Below are 18,285 nucleotides of genomic sequence, written 5' to 3'. Positions count from 1 at the left end.
CTCGGGGGCGGTGCAGGAGGAGCACTGCGGGACGCTCCTCCCCCGGCCCGTCGCGCGGGGGCGCTCCGGGCCGGGTGGAGAGGGGATCAGCTCGCGAAGGTCCAGGTGAGCGGGAGCGAGGCGGACAGGCCCTGGTAGGCGTTGGTGGCCGACGAGTCGAGGGTCACGGCGATGGAGAAGGGGGTGGAGGTGCCGGGGGTGACCGGGGCGGTGTTGAGGGTCTTGACGGCCGAGCCGGCGAGGGTCGCGGCGGTGCCGGTGAAGACGGTGGTCCCGCCGGAGGTGATCACGACATTGAGCTTGCCGCAGAAGTCGGTGGCGGAGCCGGAGGCGCCGGCCGCGACGTTGTTGCTCTGCGAGCAGGTGGCGCCGGGGGTCAGCGTGAAGGTGTTGGCGTTGACGGTGCCGGTGTTCTTCAGCGTGATCGCGGTGGTGACGGTCTGGCCGGGGACCATCGTGGTCGATCCGCCGAACTTGTTGATGGTCGCGCAGGTCGCGGTGTTGGTGCTGATCGAGCCGCCGTCGGTGCTGAGGCAGGTGATGGGGCTGGCGCCGGTCGACTTCTCCTCCATGACGAGCGAGCCGGAGGCGGCGGTGTTGCCGGTGTTGGAGATGCTCGCGACGAAGCCGGACAGGGTGCCGGACATCGAGACGGAGAGGAGAGCGGCGGCGGCGATGCTCGTCGCGATGGCGAGGGGAGCGAAGCGGACGCGCTTGGACTTGGCGGTGTGGGTCGACATGGCAGGACTCCTGATCGGGTGGGGCGGGCTGGTGCTGAAGGGGGAGGGTCCGGCTGGTGGTCCGCCGAACTCGATTGACCGCTAAGTTACTTGATGACCAAGATACATTGCAATCGTTCTTTCACCCCCTGTCCGGGTGACAGGCCGGGACCCCCGAGGGCGACCCGTACGATGACCCCAGCCCTACCCCGAGAAGGACGAATGACCACCGAGAGACCGACCCCCCGCGACGTCGACCAGGACGCGCCCGCCGTGCAGCTGCGGCAGTCGCTCCGCCTGCTCGAGAACGCGCAGCGGCACCTCCGCGCGAGCATCGCCGCGGGCGTGGGCGTGGGCATCTCGGAGCTCACCGCGCTCGAGGTCCTCGGCGAGTCGCCCGACCTCACGCCGAAGTGGCTGGGTCTCGAGCTCTCCCTCTCGACGGGCGCCGTGACCGCGCTCCTCGACCGGCTGGCGACCGCCGGCCACGTCGACCGGCTCGCCAACCCGCAGGACCGCCGCAGCGTCCTGCTGCGCCTCACCGCCTCCGGGGAGCAGCTGCTCGCGCAGGTGGACGAGCGCTACGACGAGGTCAGCGCGGAGGTGCTGAAGGCCTCCCCCGGGCTGAACGGCATGGCGGACGACCTGGCGCGTGCCGCCGCGGTCATCACCGCGCACACGATCCGCTGATCCGCGCCAGTCGCTAGGAGTCCAGCGCCCGGGTCAGGGTCCAGACGTTGCGCCCCTCGGAGCGCTCGTGCTCGAACGTGGTCGTCAGAGCCTGGATGAGGGCGAGCCCGCGGCCCGACTCGGCGAAGACGTCCGGCATCTCCCGCGGCCCCGTGCCGATGTCCGGAGGATCGGCCGTGTCGACCAGCTCCGCGTGGATCGCGTCTCCCTCGACGCGCACGACGAGGCGGCAGACGATCGTCGTCGTCGACGTCGCGTGCTGGATGACGTTGTCGACCAGCTCGACCAGCGCCGTCTCGACGGCCATGCGGTCGCGGGTCGGCAGGTCCGGGCGCTCGCCCCAGAGCTCGGCGAGCATCTCGTGGACGACCTCGGTGTCGTCCGGGGGCGTGCGGAACCCGACGCTGCGCTCAGTCACGGTACGCGTCGCCGGCCGTGTCGAAGAGGGTGAGCACCCGGTCCAGGTTGGACAGCTGCAGCACCATCACGACCTGCTCGCTGGGCGCCGCGATCCGCAGGTCGCCGCCCGCCTGCCGCGCGGTCTTGAGAGCGCCGACCAGGGCGCCGAGACCCGAGGAGTCCATGAACGTCACCGCGCTGAGCTCGACGACGATGCGGGGGCTGCCCTCGTCGATCGCCCGGCGGACGGCCGAGCGCAGCTCAGGAGCCGAGGCCGCGTTGAGCCGCCCCTCCCCCCGCAGCACGGCGATGTCGGGGGCGATCGTCTCGGTCGTGAACGTCATGCGGGGTCCTTCTCGGCGAAGCGGTCGGCGCCCGTGCGGGTCAGCACGAGGGCGGTGATGTCGTCGGACGCGGAGCCGGAGGCGGCGAGCGCCCTCAGCGCCTGCAGGAACGCGGCGGTGTCGGCGGAGTCGCGGGCGAGGTCGACCGCGCGCGCCAGGGACTGCAGCGTCCCGTCGTAGAGGTCGAGGACGCCGTCGGTGAAGGCCAGGAGCGAGTCGCCGACCGCAAGCTCCACGGTCTGGGTGATCCAGCCGCCGTCCTCCGCGATGCCCAGCGGGAGGCCCAGTGCCGCGAGCCGCTGGAACGAGCCGTCGGCGCGGAGGAGGACGGTGAGCCCGTGGCCCGCGTCGACGAAGTCGATCCGGCCGGACGCGGTGTCGAGGCGCCCGTGGAAGAGGGTCGCGAAGGTCTCGGTGGCCGTGAAGTCGTCGTGCAGCTGGGCGCTCACCGCGCTGACGACCGCGTCGGGGTCGCCGCCCAGGCGCGCCCGGAACGCGGAGCGGATCGAGGCGGCCACGATCGCCGCCGCCGTCCCCTTGCCCATCACGTCCACGAGGGTCAGGTCGACCGTCTCGTCGTCGCCGCGCCAGCTGTAGAAGTCGCCGGTGATCGTCCACCGCGGCAGCGAGAGCCCCGAGAGCTCGTAGCCGGCGGGGTGGTGGAGGGAGGAGGGAGCCATCTGCGTCTGCATGTCGGCGGCGCGGTCGCGCTCCGCCGTGTCGCGCAGCTCGCGCTCGACCCACTCGCCGAACTCCTCGAGCAGCTGCCGCTCGTCCGGGGTGAGGCTCCGGGGCACGAAGTCGATGAGGCAGAGGGTGCCCAGCTGCAGGTCGCCCTCGACCGACAGCGGCCGCCCGGCGTAGAAGCGGACGTGCGGGTACCCCGCGACGTGCTCGTGCCCGGCCCACGCCTCGTCGGCGCCGAGGTCCGGCACGACGAACGTGGTGCGCTTCTCGAGCGTCGCGTCGCAGAAGGTGCCGGCGCGCGGGTAGGCAAGCACGGCGTCCGGACGCTGCGGGGACTTCGTGAACAGCGTGGTGTCGTCGAGGAAGTGGATCTCGGCCACGGGCACGCGGAACAGCTCCTCGGCCATCCGTGTGATCCGGTCGAAGCGCTCCTCCGGAGCCGACCCCATCATCTCGAGCGCCTCGAGCGCCACCAGCCGCGGATCCTGCTCGGCCTCGATCATCCGTGCCCCCTTCCCCCTGCGCGCCGCGCCGGGACTCCCCGGAGCGCACACGCACCTCCGACCGTATCGCCCCGCTTGACGGGTGGGGGACCTTCGGCGCCTCTGTACCCCTCACGGGGTACGGCTGTCGCAGATCGCGCGGTCGGGAGCGTCGGCGGTGGCCGATCCCGGCCGTCCTCGCCTCCGCCTCTTGCCGCCGGACGGAGCGGACCCCTACTCTTCACCCGACGCTCCCCCGGCGACCCGCGAGCACCCGAAGCCCGCAGGCTCGTGGGCGTCGCCTCAGGAGCGCCCGTGCCCACCCAGCCGCGTCCCCTCCGCCGATCGCGCGCGGAGACGAACCGACCCTCTCGATCCGACGCGCCCCGGCGCGGGAGCCCGCTCGCTGCGGCGCTCCTGCTGGTGACAGCCCTGATCCTCCCGCTCGCCGCCGCGCCGACCGCGTCCGCCGTCGACTCGGCGGGCGACGAGTACGACGCGATGCGCCTCGGCCTCGTCGCCGACCTGACGGGCACGATCCCGGGCAGCGCGAGCGTCGGCGGCCTCGCCGCGGCGAAGGGCCGCCTCGTCGCCGAGGCCGAGGGCTACTGGTCGACGCTCGAGACCGACGGCGGCGAGCCCTGGCCCGACCTGGTCACGGGCACCTCGGCGGTGGAGGTGTGGGCCGCCTACAAGCGGGTCACCGTCCTCGCGACCGCGCTGAAGACCCCCGGGACCGCCCTCACCGGCGACCCGGCGCTCCTCCGCGACGTCGTCACGACCGCCGACTGGCTCTCGGCGAACCGCTACAACCGCTCCACCACCGGCACCTCCCGCTGGTGGGAGCAGCAGATCGGCATCCCGCTCGAGCTGAACAGCATCACCGCCCTCCTCTACCCCGACCTCTCGGCGGCGCAGGTGCAGGCCTACCTGTCGGCCTCGACGCGCTTCGCCGACACCGTCACCCGGACCGGCGCCAACCGCGTCTGGACGGCGGCGGTCATCGCCGGGCGGGCAGTGCTTCTGAAGCAGCCGGCGAAGATCGCGGAGGCGGCCGCCGGCATCGACCCGGCGCTGCGGACGGTGGCGTCCGGCGACGGCTTCCACGCCGACGGCTCCTTCGTGCAGCACAGCGTCTTCGCCTACAGCGGCGGGTACGGGCTCTCGATGCTCGACACCCTCGACGACCTGTACGCGCTGCTCGACGGCTCCCGCTGGGAGATCACGAGCCCGGAGGGGCTCGGCGTGTACGACCGGCTCGCCTCCTCCTTCGCCCCCGTCACCTGGTGCGGCGCCGTGATGTCGACGGTCCGCGGCCGCGAGACCGCGCGGGCGGAGTCGGAGGACGGCGACGTCGGCGTCCAGCTGCAGGCGGCGGTGCTGCGCCTCGCCGACAGCGCCCCGCCCGCGGCCCGGACCCGGACGAACGCGCTGGCGAAGAGCTGGCTGGCCTGCAACGCCGGCAGCCCCGTGAGCATCGAGACGGCCGGATCCGTCAGCGACGTCGTGCGCGCGCGGCTCGTCCTCGCCGACACGGGCCTGACCGCGACCCCGATCGGCTCGGGCGTCCGGGCCTTCGCCGGCATGGACCGCTTCACGCGGACCACGGCGACCTCGGGCTTCGCCGTCGGCCTGTCGAGCACGCGGATCGCGCGCTACGAGTCGCTCAACGGCGAGAACCGCAGCGGCTGGTACACCGGCGACGGCGCGACCTCGCTCCACCTGGGCAGCGGGCGCCAGTACGACGACGGCTACTGGGCCACGGCGAACCCGTACCGGATGCCCGGCACCACCGAGGACACGATCGTCCGGAGCGCGGGCGAGGGCGCGTCGTCCCGCCCGACGACGACCTTCACCGGGAGCCTCGAGAGCCCGTCGCGGCGGACGGGGATCGCGGCGCTCGACTTCGACGCGGCGTCGGTGAGCCTGGTCGCGAAGAAGGCCTGGTTCACCTTCGACGACGAGATCCTCGCGCTCGGCTCCGGGATCACGGCGACCGACATGTCCGGGACCGGCTGGGACGGGGCGCGCCGGCGCGCGGAGACGGTGATCGACGACCGCCGCGACGTCGCTCCCGATGCGAGGCTCCGCGTCGACGGCGTCCTCCGCGGTGCGGAGGCGACCGCCACGAGCACCGCCCGCTGGGCCTCGATCACCGGCTCCGCGGAGTCGGTGGGCTACGTCTTCCCGACGCCGATCGCCCTGACCGCGCAGGGGCGGACCCGCACCGGAGCCTGGAGCGCCGTGAGCGCCGCCGGTCCGACGGCGCCGGTGACCGGCCACTACTACTCCCTCACGACGAGCCACGGCACGAACCCGACCGGCGCCTCGTACGCGTACACGGTCCTCCCCGGCGCCTCCGAGGCGGCGACCGCCGCGTACGCGGTGGACCCGGACGTGACCGTGCTCAGCAACACCCCCCAGCTGAGCGCCGCCCGCGACCGCTCGACCGGCACCGTCAGCGCCGTGTCGTGGAAGGCCGGGACCACGAGCCCCGTGCTCGTCGGAGGCACCCGGGTCGCGAGCATCACCGGCGCCGGACTGGTCTCGATCCGGGAGGACGCGGACACGGTGACCGTCTCGACCGTCGACCCGACGCAGGTCTCGACGAGCGCGCTCACCGTGACGCTCGCGCGGCCGACCGCGGGCACGGTGTCCTCGAGCGCCGCCCTGAGCGTGACGAGCAGGACGAGCACCGCGACGACGATCACGTTCCGGCCGAGCGGGCTGAAGGGAGCGACGGCGTCCATCGTGCTCGCGAAGAGGGCCGCCACTCCGGTATCGACGGCCACGCCCACGCCGACCGCGACCGCCGCGCCGACCTCGACCTCCACGCCGACCGCCACCGCGACTCCGCTCGCCGCCGTCGGGGCCGGCACCCACCAGAACGGCTCGCCGGCCGTCGCCGTCACGGGCACCTGGTCCACGACCTCCTCCTCCGCGGACAGCGGCGGAGGCGTCTCCTTCTCGTCGACAGGGGGCGCCTCCGCCACCCTCCGCTTCACCGGCACCGGAGTCTCGTGGGTGAGCCGCCGGTCCAGCACGTCCGGGATCGACGAGGTCCGCCTCGACGGCGTCCTCGTGGCCTCGGTCGACCGCTACAGCGCCACCACCCGCTCCGCCCAGACCGTCTGGACCAGCGGGACCCTGCCCGCCGGCACCCACACCGTCACGATCACCCGCGGCAGCACGCGGAACCCCGCAGCGACCGGGGGCAACCTGATCCACGACGCCTTCGTCGTGAGGGGCTGACGGCCCGGCTATCACCGGCCGCGGTGCCTGGCCAGGCCCTCGCTCGGCGGCGGGCGGGCCCGTAGCGTCGCCCGGACCGATCGACCCGCCGGGGTCACGACGAGAGGACGCGCCATGAGCAGCACGAGCGACATGATCCGGAGCCACCCCGAGGAGCTGCGAGGCGTCGATCCGGAGGTCCTGGCCGAGTGCATCGACGCGTGCGGCGCCTGCGCACTCACCTGCACCGCCTGCGCCGACGCGTGCCTCGGCGAGGAGTCGGTCGCCGAGCTGGTCCACTGCATCCGCACCGACCTCGCCTGCGCCGACGTGTGCGCCGCGACCGGCGCCGTGCTCTCCCGCCGCGGCGTCGTCGGATCCGCGGCCGTCCGCGCCCTCGTCGAGGCCTGCCTCCTGGCCTGCCGCGCCTGCGCCGACGACTGCGAGCAGCACGCCGGGATGCACGAGCACTGCCGGATCTGCGCCGAGGCCTGCCGCCGCTGCGAGCAGGCGTGCGAGAGGCTGCTCGCGCAGCTCTGAGCGCGGGCTCCACCGCGGGACACCTCCCCACCGGACTCGACGGGCGGCTGTCAACCGTCCTGCCCTGAGCGTCCGGCGCTCCTACGGTCGGTGGCGAGCACGGCGTCGTCGGGGCTCGGAGCGATCGCAGGCGGTCCTTCCGTCCCCGACGATCCGCAGACGCTCGAGATGGAGGACGACCGTGGCCCAGACCAGCACCGAGCGCGACCGCACCGCGCCCGACCCCGACGACTCCCGCAAGCCCGACGGACCGACGGACGTCACCAAGCGCTCGTGGGGCTACGTCCTCAAGAAGACGCTCCGCGAGTTCGGCGCCGACCAGTGCACGGACATCGCGGCGGGGCTGACCTACTACGCCGTCCTCGCCCTCTTCCCGGGCCTGCTCGCGATCGTGTCCATCCTCGGCCTCTTCGGCCAGGCCGAGACCACGACCGACACCGTGCTCGAGATCGCCGGCGGATTCGTCTCGGCCGACGTCCTCGACACGGTCCGCGGCCCGATCCAGGAGCTCACCTCCAGCCCCGCCGCCGGTCTGGCCTTCGTCACCGGTGTCCTCGGCGCCCTCTGGTCCGCCTCCGGCTACGTCGGCGCGTTCGGGCGCGGCATGAACCGCGTCTACGAGATCGACGAGGGCCGCCCGATCTGGAAGCTGCGCCCCACGATGCTCGCCGTCACCCTCGTGACGGTCCTCCTGCTCGTGATCGCCGGGCTGATCCTCGTGCTCAGCGGACCCGTCGCGCAGACCATCGGCGACGCCGTCGGCCTCGGCGAGGTCGCCCTGACCGTGTGGAGCATCGCCAAGTGGCCGGTACTGATCGCGATCATGGTCGTCATCGTCGCGGTCCTCTACCACTGGTCGCCGAACGTGCGGCAGCCGAAGTTCCGCTGGACCAGCATGGGCTCGATCCTCGCCCTCGTCGTCTGGGCGCTGGCGTCGGCCGGCTTCGCGTTCTACGTCGCCAACTTCAGCAACTACAACAAGACCTACGGCGCGCTCGGCGGCGTGATCGTCTTCCTCCTCTGGCTCTGGATCACGAACCTCGCCCTGCTCTTCGGGGCCGAGTTCGACGCCGAGCTCGAGCGAGGCCGCCAGCTGCAGGCGGGCATCCCGGCGGAGGAGCACATCCAGCTCCCGCCCCGCGACACCCGGCAGAGCGAGAAGAAAGCCGAGAAGCACGCCGAGGACGTCGCCGACGGCCGCGAGCTCCGCGAGAGCGCCGGGCGCCCCGAGCGGTGATCCCGACCGGGCGGGACCTCCCGGCCCATTAGGGGAGCCGCCTCCCCGCGGCAACCCTCTTGAGGTCCCGCGGGCGGCGCGCGGAGGCTGGTCGCATGCGGAAACTGCACTACTCCAGCGGCCACCTCCTCGTCGGCGACCTGACCTGCAAGGCGGTCCTCCGGTACGCCCGGGCCCTCGCGGACGTCAACAAGTCGGACGTCGTCTCGGTGCCGGTCCTGACCGAGGGCGGCGGCCGCGCCTACGCCCACCTGCTGATCGGGCCGGCGAGCCAGCTCTGGTCGCTGCCGATCGACAGCAGCGAGGTGGAGGAGCCGGACGACGCGGAGGTCATCGCCCACATCGAGCTCGAGACGCGCCGCATGCAGCCGGCCCGCCCCTCCTGGAGCGAGGAGATGACGGACATCCCGCCGCTGGACTTCCTCGAGTACACGGACATCGCCGACCTCGAGGACGCTCGGCGCGACCCGATGGACTAGGCCGCCGCCGGCTCCTCGGTGGAGCGGGAGTCGCTGAGGGACAGCGAGCCGATCGTCGCGATCACGCCGACGAGGACCGCCACGACCAGGAAGGCGACCCGCTCACCCGCGAAGAAGCTCCGGACGAGGTCCGCGCTCCACGCGCCCGCCGGGAGGGTGGTCGCCACCAGCGCGGCGATCAGCGTGCCGACGACGGCCGTGCCGATGCTGGTGCCGATCTCCTGGGCCGTGTCGTTGAGCGCCGCACCGATCGAGGTGCGGTTCGCGGGCATCGCCTCGACGAGGGCGACGGCGCAGATGGTCATGATCGTCCGCAGGCCCACCGTCATCACGACCATCATCACGGCGATCGCGAGGTAGCCCCGGTCCACCGCCCAGGACATCCCGAGCAGCGCGCCGACCAGGAGCCCGGTGCCGATCAGGCAGGCCGCGCGGTGCCCCAGCTTCGCGGCGAGGCGCTCGGTGACCGGAGTGGCGGCGAGCATCGTGACGATGACGGGCAGGTTCGCGAGGCCGGCGCGCACCGGGCTCCAGCCGTAGGCGTACTGGAAGTGCAGGATCAGGCCGAACAGGACGCTCGCGAAGGCGACCGAGGCGCCGAGCTGCGTGAGCGCCGCTCCCCGCGCGGGGCCGGCGCGGAAGATCGCGAGGTCGATCATGGGCGAGACAGCGCGGCGCTCGCGGACGACGAATCCCGCGACGGCGGCGACGGTGCCCGCGGCGCAGGCGATCGTGAGGAGCGACAGCCAGCCGTTCTCGACTCCGCTGGTGAGCGTGTAGCAGCCGAGCCCCACCGCGGCGACGGTGAGGGCGGTCCCCGGCAGGTCGAGCCGACCGGAGGTGAGGTCGGCGCGCCGGTCCGCGGGGACTCCGAGGCGCACGCCGATCCAGACCAGCAGCGCGATCGGGGCGTTGACGACGAGCAGCCACTGCCAGCTGACGGTGCTGAGGATCGAGCCGCCGAGGAGGGGGCCGAGGACCATGCCGGACATCCCGACGATCATCACGATCGTGATCGACCGCATGCGGAGCCTCTCGTCGTCGAAGAGCCGGAACACCAGCGACATCGTGACGGGCGCCATGGCGGCCGCGGCGCAGCCGAGCGCCGCGCGGAGGGCGATCAGCTGGCCGATGTCGGTGACGAGGACGACGGCGAGGCTGATCAGCCCGAACGCGGCGAGGCCGGTGAGGAGCACGCGGCGGCGGCCGAACCGGTCGGCGGCGGACCCGGCTGTCAGCAGCAGCCCGCCGAAGGTCAGGGAGTAGGCACCGGTCACCCACTGCAGTCCGGCGGTCGACCCGTCGAGTGAGCGTCCGATCGTCGGGAGGGCGATCGAGAGCAGCGTGTTGTCGACCATCTCGACGAAGAACGCGAGGCAGAGAGCGGCGAGCGGGAGTGCCGCGGAGCGGAGGGAGGTGTGAGCGCGGGACTCGGCGGAGGTGGTCGTCGGAGCGGACATCGAGGCGCCTTCCTATCGAACGCCGTTCGACTCTCGTACGGCGTTCGATAGTATGGAACGCCGTTCGGTAAGATGCAAGCCATGCCTGCAGATCGCCCGACGGAGACCGCTGCCGCGCCCTCCCCCGCCCGGGGCCGCCGCCGAGCGTCGCACTCGCTCGACACCGTGCTGGCCGAGGCGATCGCGATCCTCGACGAGTCCGGGGAGTCGGCCCTCACGTTCCGCGCGCTCGCGGCCCGACTCGGCGGCGGTGTGGCGAGCATCTACTGGTACGTCGGCAGCCGCGACGAGCTGCTGGAGCGGGCGACCGACGAGGTCATGGGTCGGGTCCTCGCAGACAGCGAGCCGCTCACCCACGGGCCGGACCCGATCGACAACGTCCGCGGCGTCGCGCTGGCCCTCTTCGACGAGTGCGTCCGCCGACCCTGGTTCGGCCTCTACATGCTCCGCACGACCGGGGTTCAGCCCAACTCGATGGCGATGTACGAGCGCCTCGGGCAGCAGCTCATGGCTCTCGACCTGACGCCCCGGCAGCGGTTCCACGCCGTGTCGTCCATCGTCAGCTACGTCGTCGGAGTCGCGGCCGACCTGGCGCAGCCGCCGCCCCGCGAGTTCCTCGAGAGCGGGATGGAGAGGGGCGAGTTCCTCGAGCACCTGGCCGACCGCTGGCGCGCCCTCGATCCGGAGGAGTTCCCCTTCGGCCACCACGCGGCCGACGTCATGGCGACGCACGACGACCTCGACGTGTTCCGCTCCGGCCTCGACCTGCTGCTGGCCGGGCTCCGGCTGCAGGCGGGGCGGGGCTGAGGCCGGGTCAGCTCCCCGAGGTCCGCCGGATCGCGACCACGGTCACGTCGTCCGCCAGCAGCCCCTCGGCCGCCAGGCGGGTGACGCCGGCGACCGCGGCGGCGGCGGTCGCGGGGGCGGCGACGGCCGCGTCGGCCACCCGGTCGAGGGCGGCGAGGGAGCCGTCGAAGAGGTCCAGCACGCCGTCGCTGCAGATCAGCAGCAGGTCGCCGGGGTGGAGTCGGAGGCCGGTCGGCTCCCACTCCTGCGTGCCGAGGAGGCCGAGCGGCAGGTGGGCGGAGGGGATGCGCTCGCGCGAGCCGTCGGCGCGGCAGACGATCCCGAGTCCGTGCCCGGCGTCGACGAGCGCGATGTCGCCGGTCGACGCGCTGAGCCGCAGGTGGAGGAGCGTGACGAACGCGTCGTTCGCCGACAGGTCCGGCTCGACGACCCGGTCGATGAGCGCCATCGTCGCCGCCGGGCCGAGGGCGGGAGGAGTGACGCGCAGGGCGGCGCGGACCGTGGCGGCGATCATCGCGGCGCCGACCCCCTTGCCCATCACGTCGGCGACGGTGACGGCGAGCCCGTCGGGCGTGCAGCGCCAGTCGAAGAAGTCGCCGCTCACCGTCCCGCTGGGCACGCAGGCGCCGGCGACGTCGTAGCCCGGGAGGTCCGGGACCGAGCGGGGCTCGAGCCGCCGCTGCACCCTCTCGCCGTCGGCGAGCTCCTGCCGCGAGCGGGCGGCGCCGGCGGTGAGCATCTGCGCGACCTGCTCGCCGCTGAGCGACGCCATGCTGAACGACACCACGACCAGCAGCACCAGCGTGATCAGCGTGGTGGTCGGGGTCCCGAACCAGGTCGCGAACAGCTCGCTGCGCAGCCCCGCGGCCAGGAACACAGCGAACCGGAGCGCGTAGTAGAGGGAGAGGGCGCCGGAGCTCAGCAGCAGCGGCCAGCGCGTGCGCGAGCGCCCGGCGCCGAGCAGCGCGATCTCGCGGGTCGACAGGCCGATGAGGAGCGCCACCGAGGCGAGGTAGAGCGGCCCTCCCGACCAGTCGTTGACGGCGGGCGAGTCGAGGCTGGACACGCCCGTCACCACCACGGTCGGAGCGACCACCAGCCACCACGGCGTCGGCCTGCCGCGGAGGGAGCGGCTCGCCGCCCAGACCGCGGCGGCGCCGGCCACGATGAGCCCGTTGCCGAGCGGATTCGCCCACACCTGGTCGGCCGTGCCGTCGCGGAGGTAGGCGAGCGAGCCGCCCATGAACAGCGCGAGCGCCGTGCACCACCAGAAGCTGAAGGACGAGCGCGTCGACCGGTAGGTGACCAGCGCGAACAGCAGGAAGAGGGTGAGGGCGGTGACCCCGAAGGCGACGCGGAGGGTCGTGGCATCGAGCAAGGCGGGTCCGTGGCCCTTCCAGGAGACCGAGCGGCGGAGCGGCGGACGGGCGCCGCGATCAAGGGGATCCTGGCACGGCGCGCGGGCCGCACGGGGCGCGCCGTGGCGGCCGGCCCCGGGGATCCGCGGCAGTGCGGCCCGTCCGCCCACCCGACGGGGGGAGCAGGAGGGGAGCTCGCACGTTCGAGGAGAGACCACAGCCCTCGCGCTCGATACAGCATCGCGTGTACTGTCGCTCCCGTGCCCGCCACCGCGACCCTCACCCACTCCGCTGCTCTCGCGCGCCTCGGATCCGCCCTGGCGGACGAGACCCGGTCCCGGATCCTGCTCGCGCTGCGCGAGGCTCCGGCCGTCCCCTCCGACCTCGCGGACGCGCTCGGGGTCTCTCGGCAGGTGATGTCGAATCAGCTCGCGTGCCTCCGCGGATGCGGGCTGGTGGAGGCCGTGAAGGACGGCCGGTACACCTGGTACCGGCTGGCCGAGACCCGGATCGCCGGGGCGCTCGACCACCTGCTCCGCCTGGCCCTGGTCGTCGATCCGGACTGCTGCTCCGGCGACGACTGCCGCTGCGCATGAGCGCCCTGCGCGCTCCGCTCCTCCCCGCCCGCCGCCGCGTGCTGCAGAGGCGCATCCGCTGGATCGTCGGCGCGACCATCGGCTACAACGTGGTGGAGGCGATCGTGGCCCTCGCCGCCGGGACGGTCGCCTCGTCCACCGCGCTCGTCGCCTTCGGCCTCGACTCCGTGGTGGAGGTGCTCTCCGCCGCGGCCGTCGCCTGGCAGTTCTCGGGCCGCGATCCGGAGGCGCGCGAGCGCACCGCGCTGCGGGTCATCGCCGTCTCGTTCCTCGGCCTGGCCGCGTTCGTCGCCGTCGACTCGGTCCGGGCGCTGCTCGGCTTCTCGGAGGCCCAGCACTCCCCCGTCGGCATCGTGCTGGCCGCCGTCAGCCTGCTGGTGATGCCCGCGTTCTCCTTGCTCGAGCGCCGGACCGGCCGCGAGCTCGGCTCGGCCTCGGCCGTCGCGGACTCGAAGCAGACGCTCCTCTGCTCGTACCTCTCCGCCGCCGTCCTGGTGGGCCTGCTTCTGAACAGCACGCTCGGATGGACGTGGGCCGACCCCGTCGCCGGCCTCGTGATCGCCGCGGTCGCCGTCCGCGAGGGCCTGGAGGCCTGGCGCGGCGAGTCCTGCACGACGCCGATCTCCGCGCTGACGAGGGAGGACTCCGAGGCCTGCGGCTGCTGCTGAAGATGGAGGGACGGCGCGGCGCACATCGGCGGTGAACAACCTCCGTCAGGACTTCGTCGCGAGGCCGGCGGCCGATCGGACCCGCTCCGGAGCCACCGACGGCCGACCCGCGCCTCGACGACGTGCCGGCACCCGATCCCGCCGCGCTCCAGCTCCTCGCGCTCGCGGCGGAGCCCGACGCGGACCCGCCGCGCCTCGGCCAGCGGCAGCACCGCCTCCGGATCGACGGTCGCCAGCAGGAGCGCCGCCCGCGACCTCGCCGCCACCCGCACGTCGAGGCACGGCGTCGCCTCGGCGAGTCCGAGCAGCGCGGCCACCAGCAGCTCCAGCTCGACCGCCGTCGCGTGGAGCACCAGCACCCGCGAGGCCGGGCTCGACGGGCGGCGGACGAGGAGCGTCGCTCCGGTCATCGTCGCCGCCCTCCCCTGCTCAGTACCGGACGTCCGCCCCGCCTCGGCCCTCGGCGACCGCCCGCGCGACGTCGGCGTGCACGCATGGGTTCCTTCTCTCGTCCTGCTGCGGTGCGAACCGCGCCGCACCTCCATCCCACGACTCGGGCACCCGGCCGGGGAGAGGGTTGCCACGCGCGCGTCGGCGGGTCAGGAGGCGCCGGGGCCGCCGGGGATGAGAGGGTTGCGCGATGTCCACAGCGAGCGTGCCGTCGCCGCGCGCCGGAGTCCGGACCCGGCGCTTCCGGCGCCTCGCCCGCACGGGCTTCGCCGTGAACGGACTGATCCACCTCCTGATCGGCGGCCTCGCCCTGCGCGTCGCGGTCAGCGACGAGACCTCGCGGGAGGCGGACGCGTCCGGAGCGATCGGGCGCATGGCCGACTCCCCCGTCGGGCTCGTGGTGGTCTGGGCCGCGCTGGTCGGGCTGGTCGCGCTCGGCCTCTGGCAGCTCTCCCTCGGCGGGCGCTCCTCCGCGCCGGGGCTCCCCGCCCGCCTAGGCCGCCGGATCGTCGAGTCGGGCAAGGGCTTCGCCTCGCTCACGCTCGCGGGCACCACGCTCGTCTTCGCGCTCGGCGGCTCGACGAGCTCGTCGGCGACGATCCGCCGCATCAACACCGAGCTGCTGACGAGCACGGTCGGCGTCGTGATCCTCGTGATCGTCGGCGGGATCGTGCTGGGCAGCGGGATCGGCTTCGTCGCGATCGGGATCCGGCGCGGCTTCCGCAAGCTCGTCCGCATCCCCGAGGGCCCGACGGGGACGGCCGTGCTGATCCTCGGCGCGACCGGCTACATCACGAAGGGGCTCGCTCTGGGCCTCGCCGGCGGGATCTTCGTGGTCGCGGCGCTGACCGGCGACGCCCGCCAGGCGACCGGGCTCGACGGGGCCATCCGCTTCCTCGACGTCCCTCCGTACGGCACGATCGCCCTGACCCTCGTCAGCGCGGGACTGGTCATGTACGGGCTGTTCCTCGTCGCCCGGGCGAAGCTCGCGAAGCTCTGAGCCGACGCGGCAGTCGTTCACAGTCGCCACCCATATCGCTGAGTATCGTTCGGAGAAACAGGAGGTCATCATGAACGGATCGTCATCGACCGGCGCGTTCGGCACCGGCACGCCCATCGAGAGCATCTGGCGCGCGATGGAGCAGGCCCGCTCCCGCATGGAGAAGCGCGTCGGCTCCCGGGTCGGCCGCGGGGACGTGCGCACCGCGGTGCTCGCGCTCCTCGCCGAGCAGCCCATGCACGGCTACCAGATCATCCGCGAGATCGAGGAGCGCAGCGGAGGCGACTGGAAGCCGAGCCCCGGCTCGGTCTACCCGACCCTCCAGCTCCTCGCGGACGAGGGACTCATCACGGCCGACGAGCAGAACGGCCGCAAGACCTACACGCTGACCGATGCCGGCCGCGCGACGGTCGCCGAGCACGGCACCTCGACCCCGTGGAACGACTCCGACCACGTCGACTTCGGCGCCCTGCCCAAGGCGGGCCTCGAGCTCGCCCAGGCCGCGGCCCAGGTCGGACGCTCGGGCACCCCCGAGCAGATCCGCAAGGCCGTCGCCGAACTCGAGGACGTGCGCCGCCGCCTGTACGCGATCCTCGCGCAGGACTGACCCGGGTGGCCTCGGTCAGCCCGGGTCCTGCCGCCCCGGGCCACCGAGAGCGGGAGGACCGGCGGCGCTACCGCCGGATCCTCCGCTTCGCCGCGTGGCATCTCGCGGTCACCTGGTTCTTCGACCTGCTCCTGCCGCGGGTGGGGCTCACGCGCGTCGCGCTCCGCACCCGGCCCGGCCGGATGCGCCGCTTCGCCCGCAGCTTCCACGTGCTCGCGGTCGACCTCGGCGGCCTGATGATCAAGGTCGGCCAGTTCATGTCGTCGCGCCTGGACGTGCTGCCGCCCGAGATCACCCGCGAGCTGGAGGGGCTGCAGGACGAGGTCCCGCCCGTCCCGTTCCCGCGGATCCGGGTGCTGGCCGAGTCCGAGCTCGGGCTGCCGCTCGAGCGCGCGTACGCCGGAGTCGACGAGTCGCCCGTCGCCGCCGCCTCTCTCGGGCAGGCTCACCGCGCCCGGCTCTCCCCCGTCGACGCCGAGGACACCGGCTACTCCGCCGCCATCATGAAGGTGCAGCGGCCGGGGATCGACCAGATCGTCGAGGTCGACCTCGCGGCTCTGCGCCGCGTCGGCGGCTGGCTCAGCCACGTGCGCCTGGTCTCGGACCGCGTCGACGCCCCGGCGCTCGTCGAGGAGTTCGCGGTCACCAGCCTCGAGGAGATCGACTACCTGCAGGAGGCGGCCAACTCCGTCCGCTTCGCCGCCGACTTCGCGGGCGACGCCCGGGTGGCCGTCCCGGACGTGGTCTGGGAGCGCTCGACCCGCAAGGTCCTCACGCTCGAGGACGTCACCGCGATCAAGATCACCGACCACGCCGCGCTGCTGGCCGCCGGGATCGACCCGCGGGAGGTCGCTCCGGTCTTCGCGGCCGTGATGTTCGACCAGCTCTTCACCAACGGCTACTTCCACGCGGATCCGCACCCCGGCAACGTCTTCGTCACGCCGACCCCTGGGGGCGAGCTGCCCTGGCGCCTCACCTTCATCGACTTCGGGATGATGGGCGAGGTGCCGCCGAGCACCCGCGCAGGACTGCGCCGGATGCTGATCGCCGCCGCATCCCGCGACGGCAAGGGGCTCGTCGACGCGGCCCGCGCGGTCGGCGTCCTCCTCCCCTCGGCCGACTCCCGCGAGCTGGAGCGGGCGCTCACGCAGCTCTTCGCCCGCTTCGGCGGCATGGGCTTCGCCGAGCTGCGGGAGGTGGATCCGCGCGAGTTCCGCGACTTCGCCGTGCAGTTCGGCGACGTGGTGCGCGCGCTGCCGTTCCAGCTCCCCGAGAACTTCCTGCTCGTCATCCGCGCGATGTCGCTGACCTCGGGCGTCTGCAGCGCGCTCGACCCGGCCTTCAACCTGTGGGACTCGGTCGAGCCCTACGCGCAGCAGCTGATCCGCGAGGAGCGCGGCTCCGTCGTGCAGGACGTCGGCAAGCAGGCCGTCGACACGCTCGGCCTGATCTGGCGCCTGCCGCGCCGGCTCGACGAGCTCGTCACGACCCTCGACGACGGCGAGCTCGCGGTCACCGTCCCCACCATCGAGCGCCGGCTGAACCGGCTCGAGGGCACCGTCCGCCGCGTGATCTCGGCCGTGCTGTTCGCGGGACTGCTGATCGCCGGCGCCGTCGTGCGCCCGGACGACAGCGGCTTCGGGACGGTGCTGATGATCGCGTCGGCACTGCCGCTGCTGCACGCCCTGCTGGCCCGCGGCCCGCGCGGCTGAGAGCCGCCGTCAGGCCGCGGCCGCCGCGTCGCATCCGTCACCTCCTCCGCCCACCTCACCGGCGGCGCGGTCGACATCGGCTACACGGACGCGGACAGCTGGCTCGCGCAGCACGGCACCGACTACGGGCTCTGCCAGATCTACGCGAACGAGATCTGGCACTTCGAGCTCGCCACCGAGCCGGGCGGCGACTGCCCGGAGCAGCTGCCCGACGCGAGCGCGACCTGAGCGGCTCTCCCGCGCTCCCGGGATCCGATGCGTCGCGAAAGGTCGTCATCGGAGGCGAAGGGGAGCCGTTCGCGACGCATCGATCGCGCAGGCGGCCGGGCTCAGCGGCTGGTGAGCAGCTCGACGAACTCGTCGGCCATCGCGAGCTGGGCGCTCAGCGCCTCGCGGCGCTCGCGGGCCTGCGCGACGAAGGCGTCGAGCTGCGCGCGGACCTCGGCCGGCGCGTCGTCGCCCTCGGCCTCGAGGGTGTCGATCACGCGGAGCAGCGCGGCCATCTCCTCCAGCGAGAAGCCGAGCGGCTTCATGCGGCGGATGAGGATCAGGCGGTCGTAGTCGGTGGACGTGTAGAGGCGGAAGCCGCCCTCGGTGCGGCCGGACGCCTTCACGAGGCCGATCTCGTCGTAGTGCCGCAGGGTCCGGAGCGAGAGGCCGGTCCGCTCGGCGAGCTCGCCGATGTGCATGGTGCCGATCCTGCTCACCCCTTCAGATCTACCCTTACGTGAGGGTAGGGTTGCCCGTGCTGCTGACACGCCTCTGCAAGCTTGGCATCCCCGCCCGCTTCCGCCGACCCGATGCCGCAGCCCTCCGCGC

18 protein-coding genes are annotated in these 18,285 nt (G+C 73.3%); 11 read left to right on the top strand and 7 right to left on the bottom strand.

What is annotated here, in order from left to right; translation table 11 throughout:
* Nucleotides 1-86 precede the first annotated feature (86 nt).
* Complete coding sequence (locus C5B92_RS12835; RefSeq protein ID WP_104224276.1) at nucleotides 87-740, bottom strand: hypothetical protein; 654 nt, start codon at nucleotides 738-740, stop codon at nucleotides 87-89.
* 201 nt (nucleotides 741-941) lie between these two features.
* Here C5B92_RS12835 and C5B92_RS12830 point away from each other — a divergent pair, with 201 nt between their 5' ends.
* A complete protein-coding gene (locus tag C5B92_RS12830) occupies nucleotides 942-1,409 on the top strand; it encodes a MarR family transcriptional regulator (RefSeq protein ID WP_104224277.1) in 468 nt (155 codons plus the stop codon).
* A 13-nt stretch (nucleotides 1,410-1,422) separates the two neighbouring features.
* Here C5B92_RS12830 and C5B92_RS12825 read toward each other — a convergent pair whose 3' ends face one another.
* From C5B92_RS12825 to C5B92_RS12815, 3 genes are read right to left on the bottom strand one after another with little or no spacing between them, the layout of a single operon-like run.
* A complete protein-coding gene (locus C5B92_RS12825; protein WP_104256700.1) occupies nucleotides 1,423-1,827 on the bottom strand; it encodes an ATP-binding protein in 405 nt (134 codons plus the stop codon).
* A complete protein-coding gene (locus C5B92_RS12820) occupies nucleotides 1,820-2,152 on the bottom strand; it encodes an STAS domain-containing protein (RefSeq protein WP_104224279.1) in 333 nt (110 codons plus the stop codon). Before C5B92_RS12820 ends, C5B92_RS12825 begins: the two co-directional genes overlap by 8 nt.
* Entirely contained in the window at nucleotides 2,149-3,342 is a 1,194-nt protein-coding gene (locus C5B92_RS12815) for a PP2C family protein-serine/threonine phosphatase (RefSeq protein ID WP_104350454.1), read from the bottom strand. Before C5B92_RS12815 ends, C5B92_RS12820 begins: the two co-directional genes overlap by 4 nt.
* A 402-nt stretch (nucleotides 3,343-3,744) precedes the next feature.
* On the opposite strand from C5B92_RS12815, the gene C5B92_RS12810 reads away from it, so the two are divergent.
* The 4 genes from C5B92_RS12810 (at nucleotide 3,745) to C5B92_RS12795 (ending at nucleotide 8,808) form a co-directional block, all read left to right on the top strand.
* Complete coding sequence (locus tag C5B92_RS12810; protein WP_146079311.1) at nucleotides 3,745-6,573, top strand: polysaccharide lyase 8 family protein; 2,829 nt, start codon at nucleotides 3,745-3,747, stop codon at nucleotides 6,571-6,573.
* A gap of 114 nt (nucleotides 6,574-6,687) precedes the next feature.
* Nucleotides 6,688-7,092: a four-helix bundle copper-binding protein gene (locus C5B92_RS12805; protein ID WP_104255963.1), complete on the top strand. Its 405-nt coding sequence runs from the start codon at nucleotides 6,688-6,690 to the stop codon at nucleotides 7,090-7,092.
* Between the two features lie 181 nt (nucleotides 7,093-7,273).
* Nucleotides 7,274-8,329 carry a YihY/virulence factor BrkB family protein gene (locus C5B92_RS12800; protein WP_104255962.1) on the top strand — a complete coding sequence of 352 codons (1,056 nt, stop codon included), beginning with the start codon at nucleotides 7,274-7,276 and terminating at the stop codon, nucleotides 8,327-8,329.
* A 95-nt stretch (nucleotides 8,330-8,424) separates the two neighbouring features.
* Nucleotides 8,425-8,808: a hypothetical protein gene (locus C5B92_RS12795; RefSeq protein WP_104227132.1), complete on the top strand. Its 384-nt coding sequence runs from the start codon at nucleotides 8,425-8,427 to the stop codon at nucleotides 8,806-8,808.
* Here the strand turns inward: C5B92_RS12795 and C5B92_RS12790 are convergent.
* The gene (locus tag C5B92_RS12790; protein WP_104255961.1) at nucleotides 8,805-10,268 is read right to left on the bottom strand and encodes an MFS transporter; all 1,464 of its coding nucleotides are present in this window, start codon (nucleotides 10,266-10,268) and stop codon (nucleotides 8,805-8,807) included. The two genes, C5B92_RS12795 and C5B92_RS12790, sit on opposite strands and share 4 nt — an antisense overlap.
* An 81-nt stretch (nucleotides 10,269-10,349) precedes the next feature.
* Here C5B92_RS12790 and C5B92_RS12785 point away from each other — a divergent pair, with 81 nt between their 5' ends.
* Complete coding sequence (locus C5B92_RS12785; protein ID WP_219814271.1) at nucleotides 10,350-11,075, top strand: TetR/AcrR family transcriptional regulator; 726 nt, start codon at nucleotides 10,350-10,352, stop codon at nucleotides 11,073-11,075.
* A 7-nt stretch (nucleotides 11,076-11,082) separates the two neighbouring features.
* Here C5B92_RS12785 and C5B92_RS12780 read toward each other — a convergent pair whose 3' ends face one another.
* Nucleotides 11,083-12,453: a PP2C family protein-serine/threonine phosphatase gene (locus C5B92_RS12780; protein WP_104255959.1), complete on the bottom strand. Its 1,371-nt coding sequence runs from the start codon at nucleotides 12,451-12,453 to the stop codon at nucleotides 11,083-11,085.
* Between the two features lie 240 nt (nucleotides 12,454-12,693).
* Here C5B92_RS12780 and C5B92_RS12775 point away from each other — a divergent pair, with 240 nt between their 5' ends.
* From C5B92_RS12775 to C5B92_RS12755, 5 genes are all read left to right on the top strand, one after another.
* On the top strand, nucleotides 12,694-13,029 hold the full coding sequence (locus tag C5B92_RS12775; RefSeq protein WP_104234042.1) for a helix-turn-helix transcriptional regulator: 336 nt from the start codon (nucleotides 12,694-12,696) through the stop codon (nucleotides 13,027-13,029).
* A complete protein-coding gene (locus C5B92_RS12770) occupies nucleotides 13,026-13,697 on the top strand; it encodes a cation diffusion facilitator family transporter (protein ID WP_104255958.1) in 672 nt (223 codons plus the stop codon). Before C5B92_RS12775 ends, C5B92_RS12770 begins: the two co-directional genes overlap by 4 nt.
* 640 nt (nucleotides 13,698-14,337) lie before the next feature.
* The gene (locus tag C5B92_RS12765; protein WP_104227140.1) at nucleotides 14,338-15,147 is read left to right on the top strand and encodes a DUF1206 domain-containing protein; all 810 of its coding nucleotides are present in this window, start codon (nucleotides 14,338-14,340) and stop codon (nucleotides 15,145-15,147) included.
* Nucleotides 15,148-15,217: 70 nt separating this feature from the next.
* The gene (locus C5B92_RS12760) at nucleotides 15,218-15,754 is read left to right on the top strand and encodes a PadR family transcriptional regulator (RefSeq protein ID WP_104224292.1); all 537 of its coding nucleotides are present in this window, start codon (nucleotides 15,218-15,220) and stop codon (nucleotides 15,752-15,754) included.
* Nucleotides 15,755-15,759: 5 nt separating this feature from the next.
* Complete coding sequence (locus C5B92_RS12755) at nucleotides 15,760-17,466, top strand: AarF/ABC1/UbiB kinase family protein (protein WP_104255957.1); 1,707 nt, start codon at nucleotides 15,760-15,762, stop codon at nucleotides 17,464-17,466.
* A 329-nt stretch (nucleotides 17,467-17,795) separates the two neighbouring features.
* Here C5B92_RS12755 and C5B92_RS12745 read toward each other — a convergent pair whose 3' ends face one another.
* A complete protein-coding gene (locus tag C5B92_RS12745; RefSeq protein ID WP_104227142.1) occupies nucleotides 17,796-18,155 on the bottom strand; it encodes a MerR family DNA-binding transcriptional regulator in 360 nt (119 codons plus the stop codon).
* Between the last annotated feature and the right edge of the window lie 130 nt (nucleotides 18,156-18,285).

The organism is Rathayibacter sp. AY1A4 (assembly GCF_002930955.1).
Taxonomy (GTDB): domain Bacteria; phylum Actinomycetota; class Actinomycetes; order Actinomycetales; family Microbacteriaceae; genus Rathayibacter.
This window is presented reverse-complemented; position numbering and strand designations above follow the sequence as displayed.

Bases quoted from the DNA above. Each gene is read 5' to 3' on its own strand.
- C5B92_RS12835 (WP_104224276.1), bottom strand. From the start codon at position 740: ATGTCGACCCACACCGCCAAGTCCAAGCGCGTCCGCTTCGCTCCCCTC.
- C5B92_RS12805 (WP_104255963.1), top strand. From the start codon at position 6,688: ATGAGCAGCACGAGCGACATGATCCGGAGCCACCCCGAGGAGCTGCGA.
- C5B92_RS12760 (WP_104224292.1), top strand. From the start codon at position 15,218: ATGAACGGATCGTCATCGACCGGCGCGTTCGGCACCGGCACGCCCATC.
- C5B92_RS12765 (WP_104227140.1), top strand. From the start codon at position 14,338: ATGTCCACAGCGAGCGTGCCGTCGCCGCGCGCCGGAGTCCGGACCCGG.
- C5B92_RS12815 (WP_104350454.1), bottom strand. From the start codon at position 3,342: ATGATCGAGGCCGAGCAGGATCCGCGGCTGGTGGCGCTCGAGGCGCTC.
- C5B92_RS12830 (WP_104224277.1), top strand. From the start codon at position 942: ATGACCACCGAGAGACCGACCCCCCGCGACGTCGACCAGGACGCGCCC.
- C5B92_RS12785 (WP_219814271.1), top strand. From the start codon at position 10,350: ATGCCTGCAGATCGCCCGACGGAGACCGCTGCCGCGCCCTCCCCCGCC.
- C5B92_RS12795 (WP_104227132.1), top strand. From the start codon at position 8,425: ATGCGGAAACTGCACTACTCCAGCGGCCACCTCCTCGTCGGCGACCTG.
- C5B92_RS12820 (WP_104224279.1), bottom strand. From the start codon at position 2,152: ATGACGTTCACGACCGAGACGATCGCCCCCGACATCGCCGTGCTGCGG.
- C5B92_RS12770 (WP_104255958.1), top strand. From the start codon at position 13,026: ATGAGCGCCCTGCGCGCTCCGCTCCTCCCCGCCCGCCGCCGCGTGCTG.
- C5B92_RS12790 (WP_104255961.1), bottom strand. From the start codon at position 10,268: ATGTCCGCTCCGACGACCACCTCCGCCGAGTCCCGCGCTCACACCTCC.
- C5B92_RS12745 (WP_104227142.1), bottom strand. From the start codon at position 18,155: ATGCACATCGGCGAGCTCGCCGAGCGGACCGGCCTCTCGCTCCGGACC.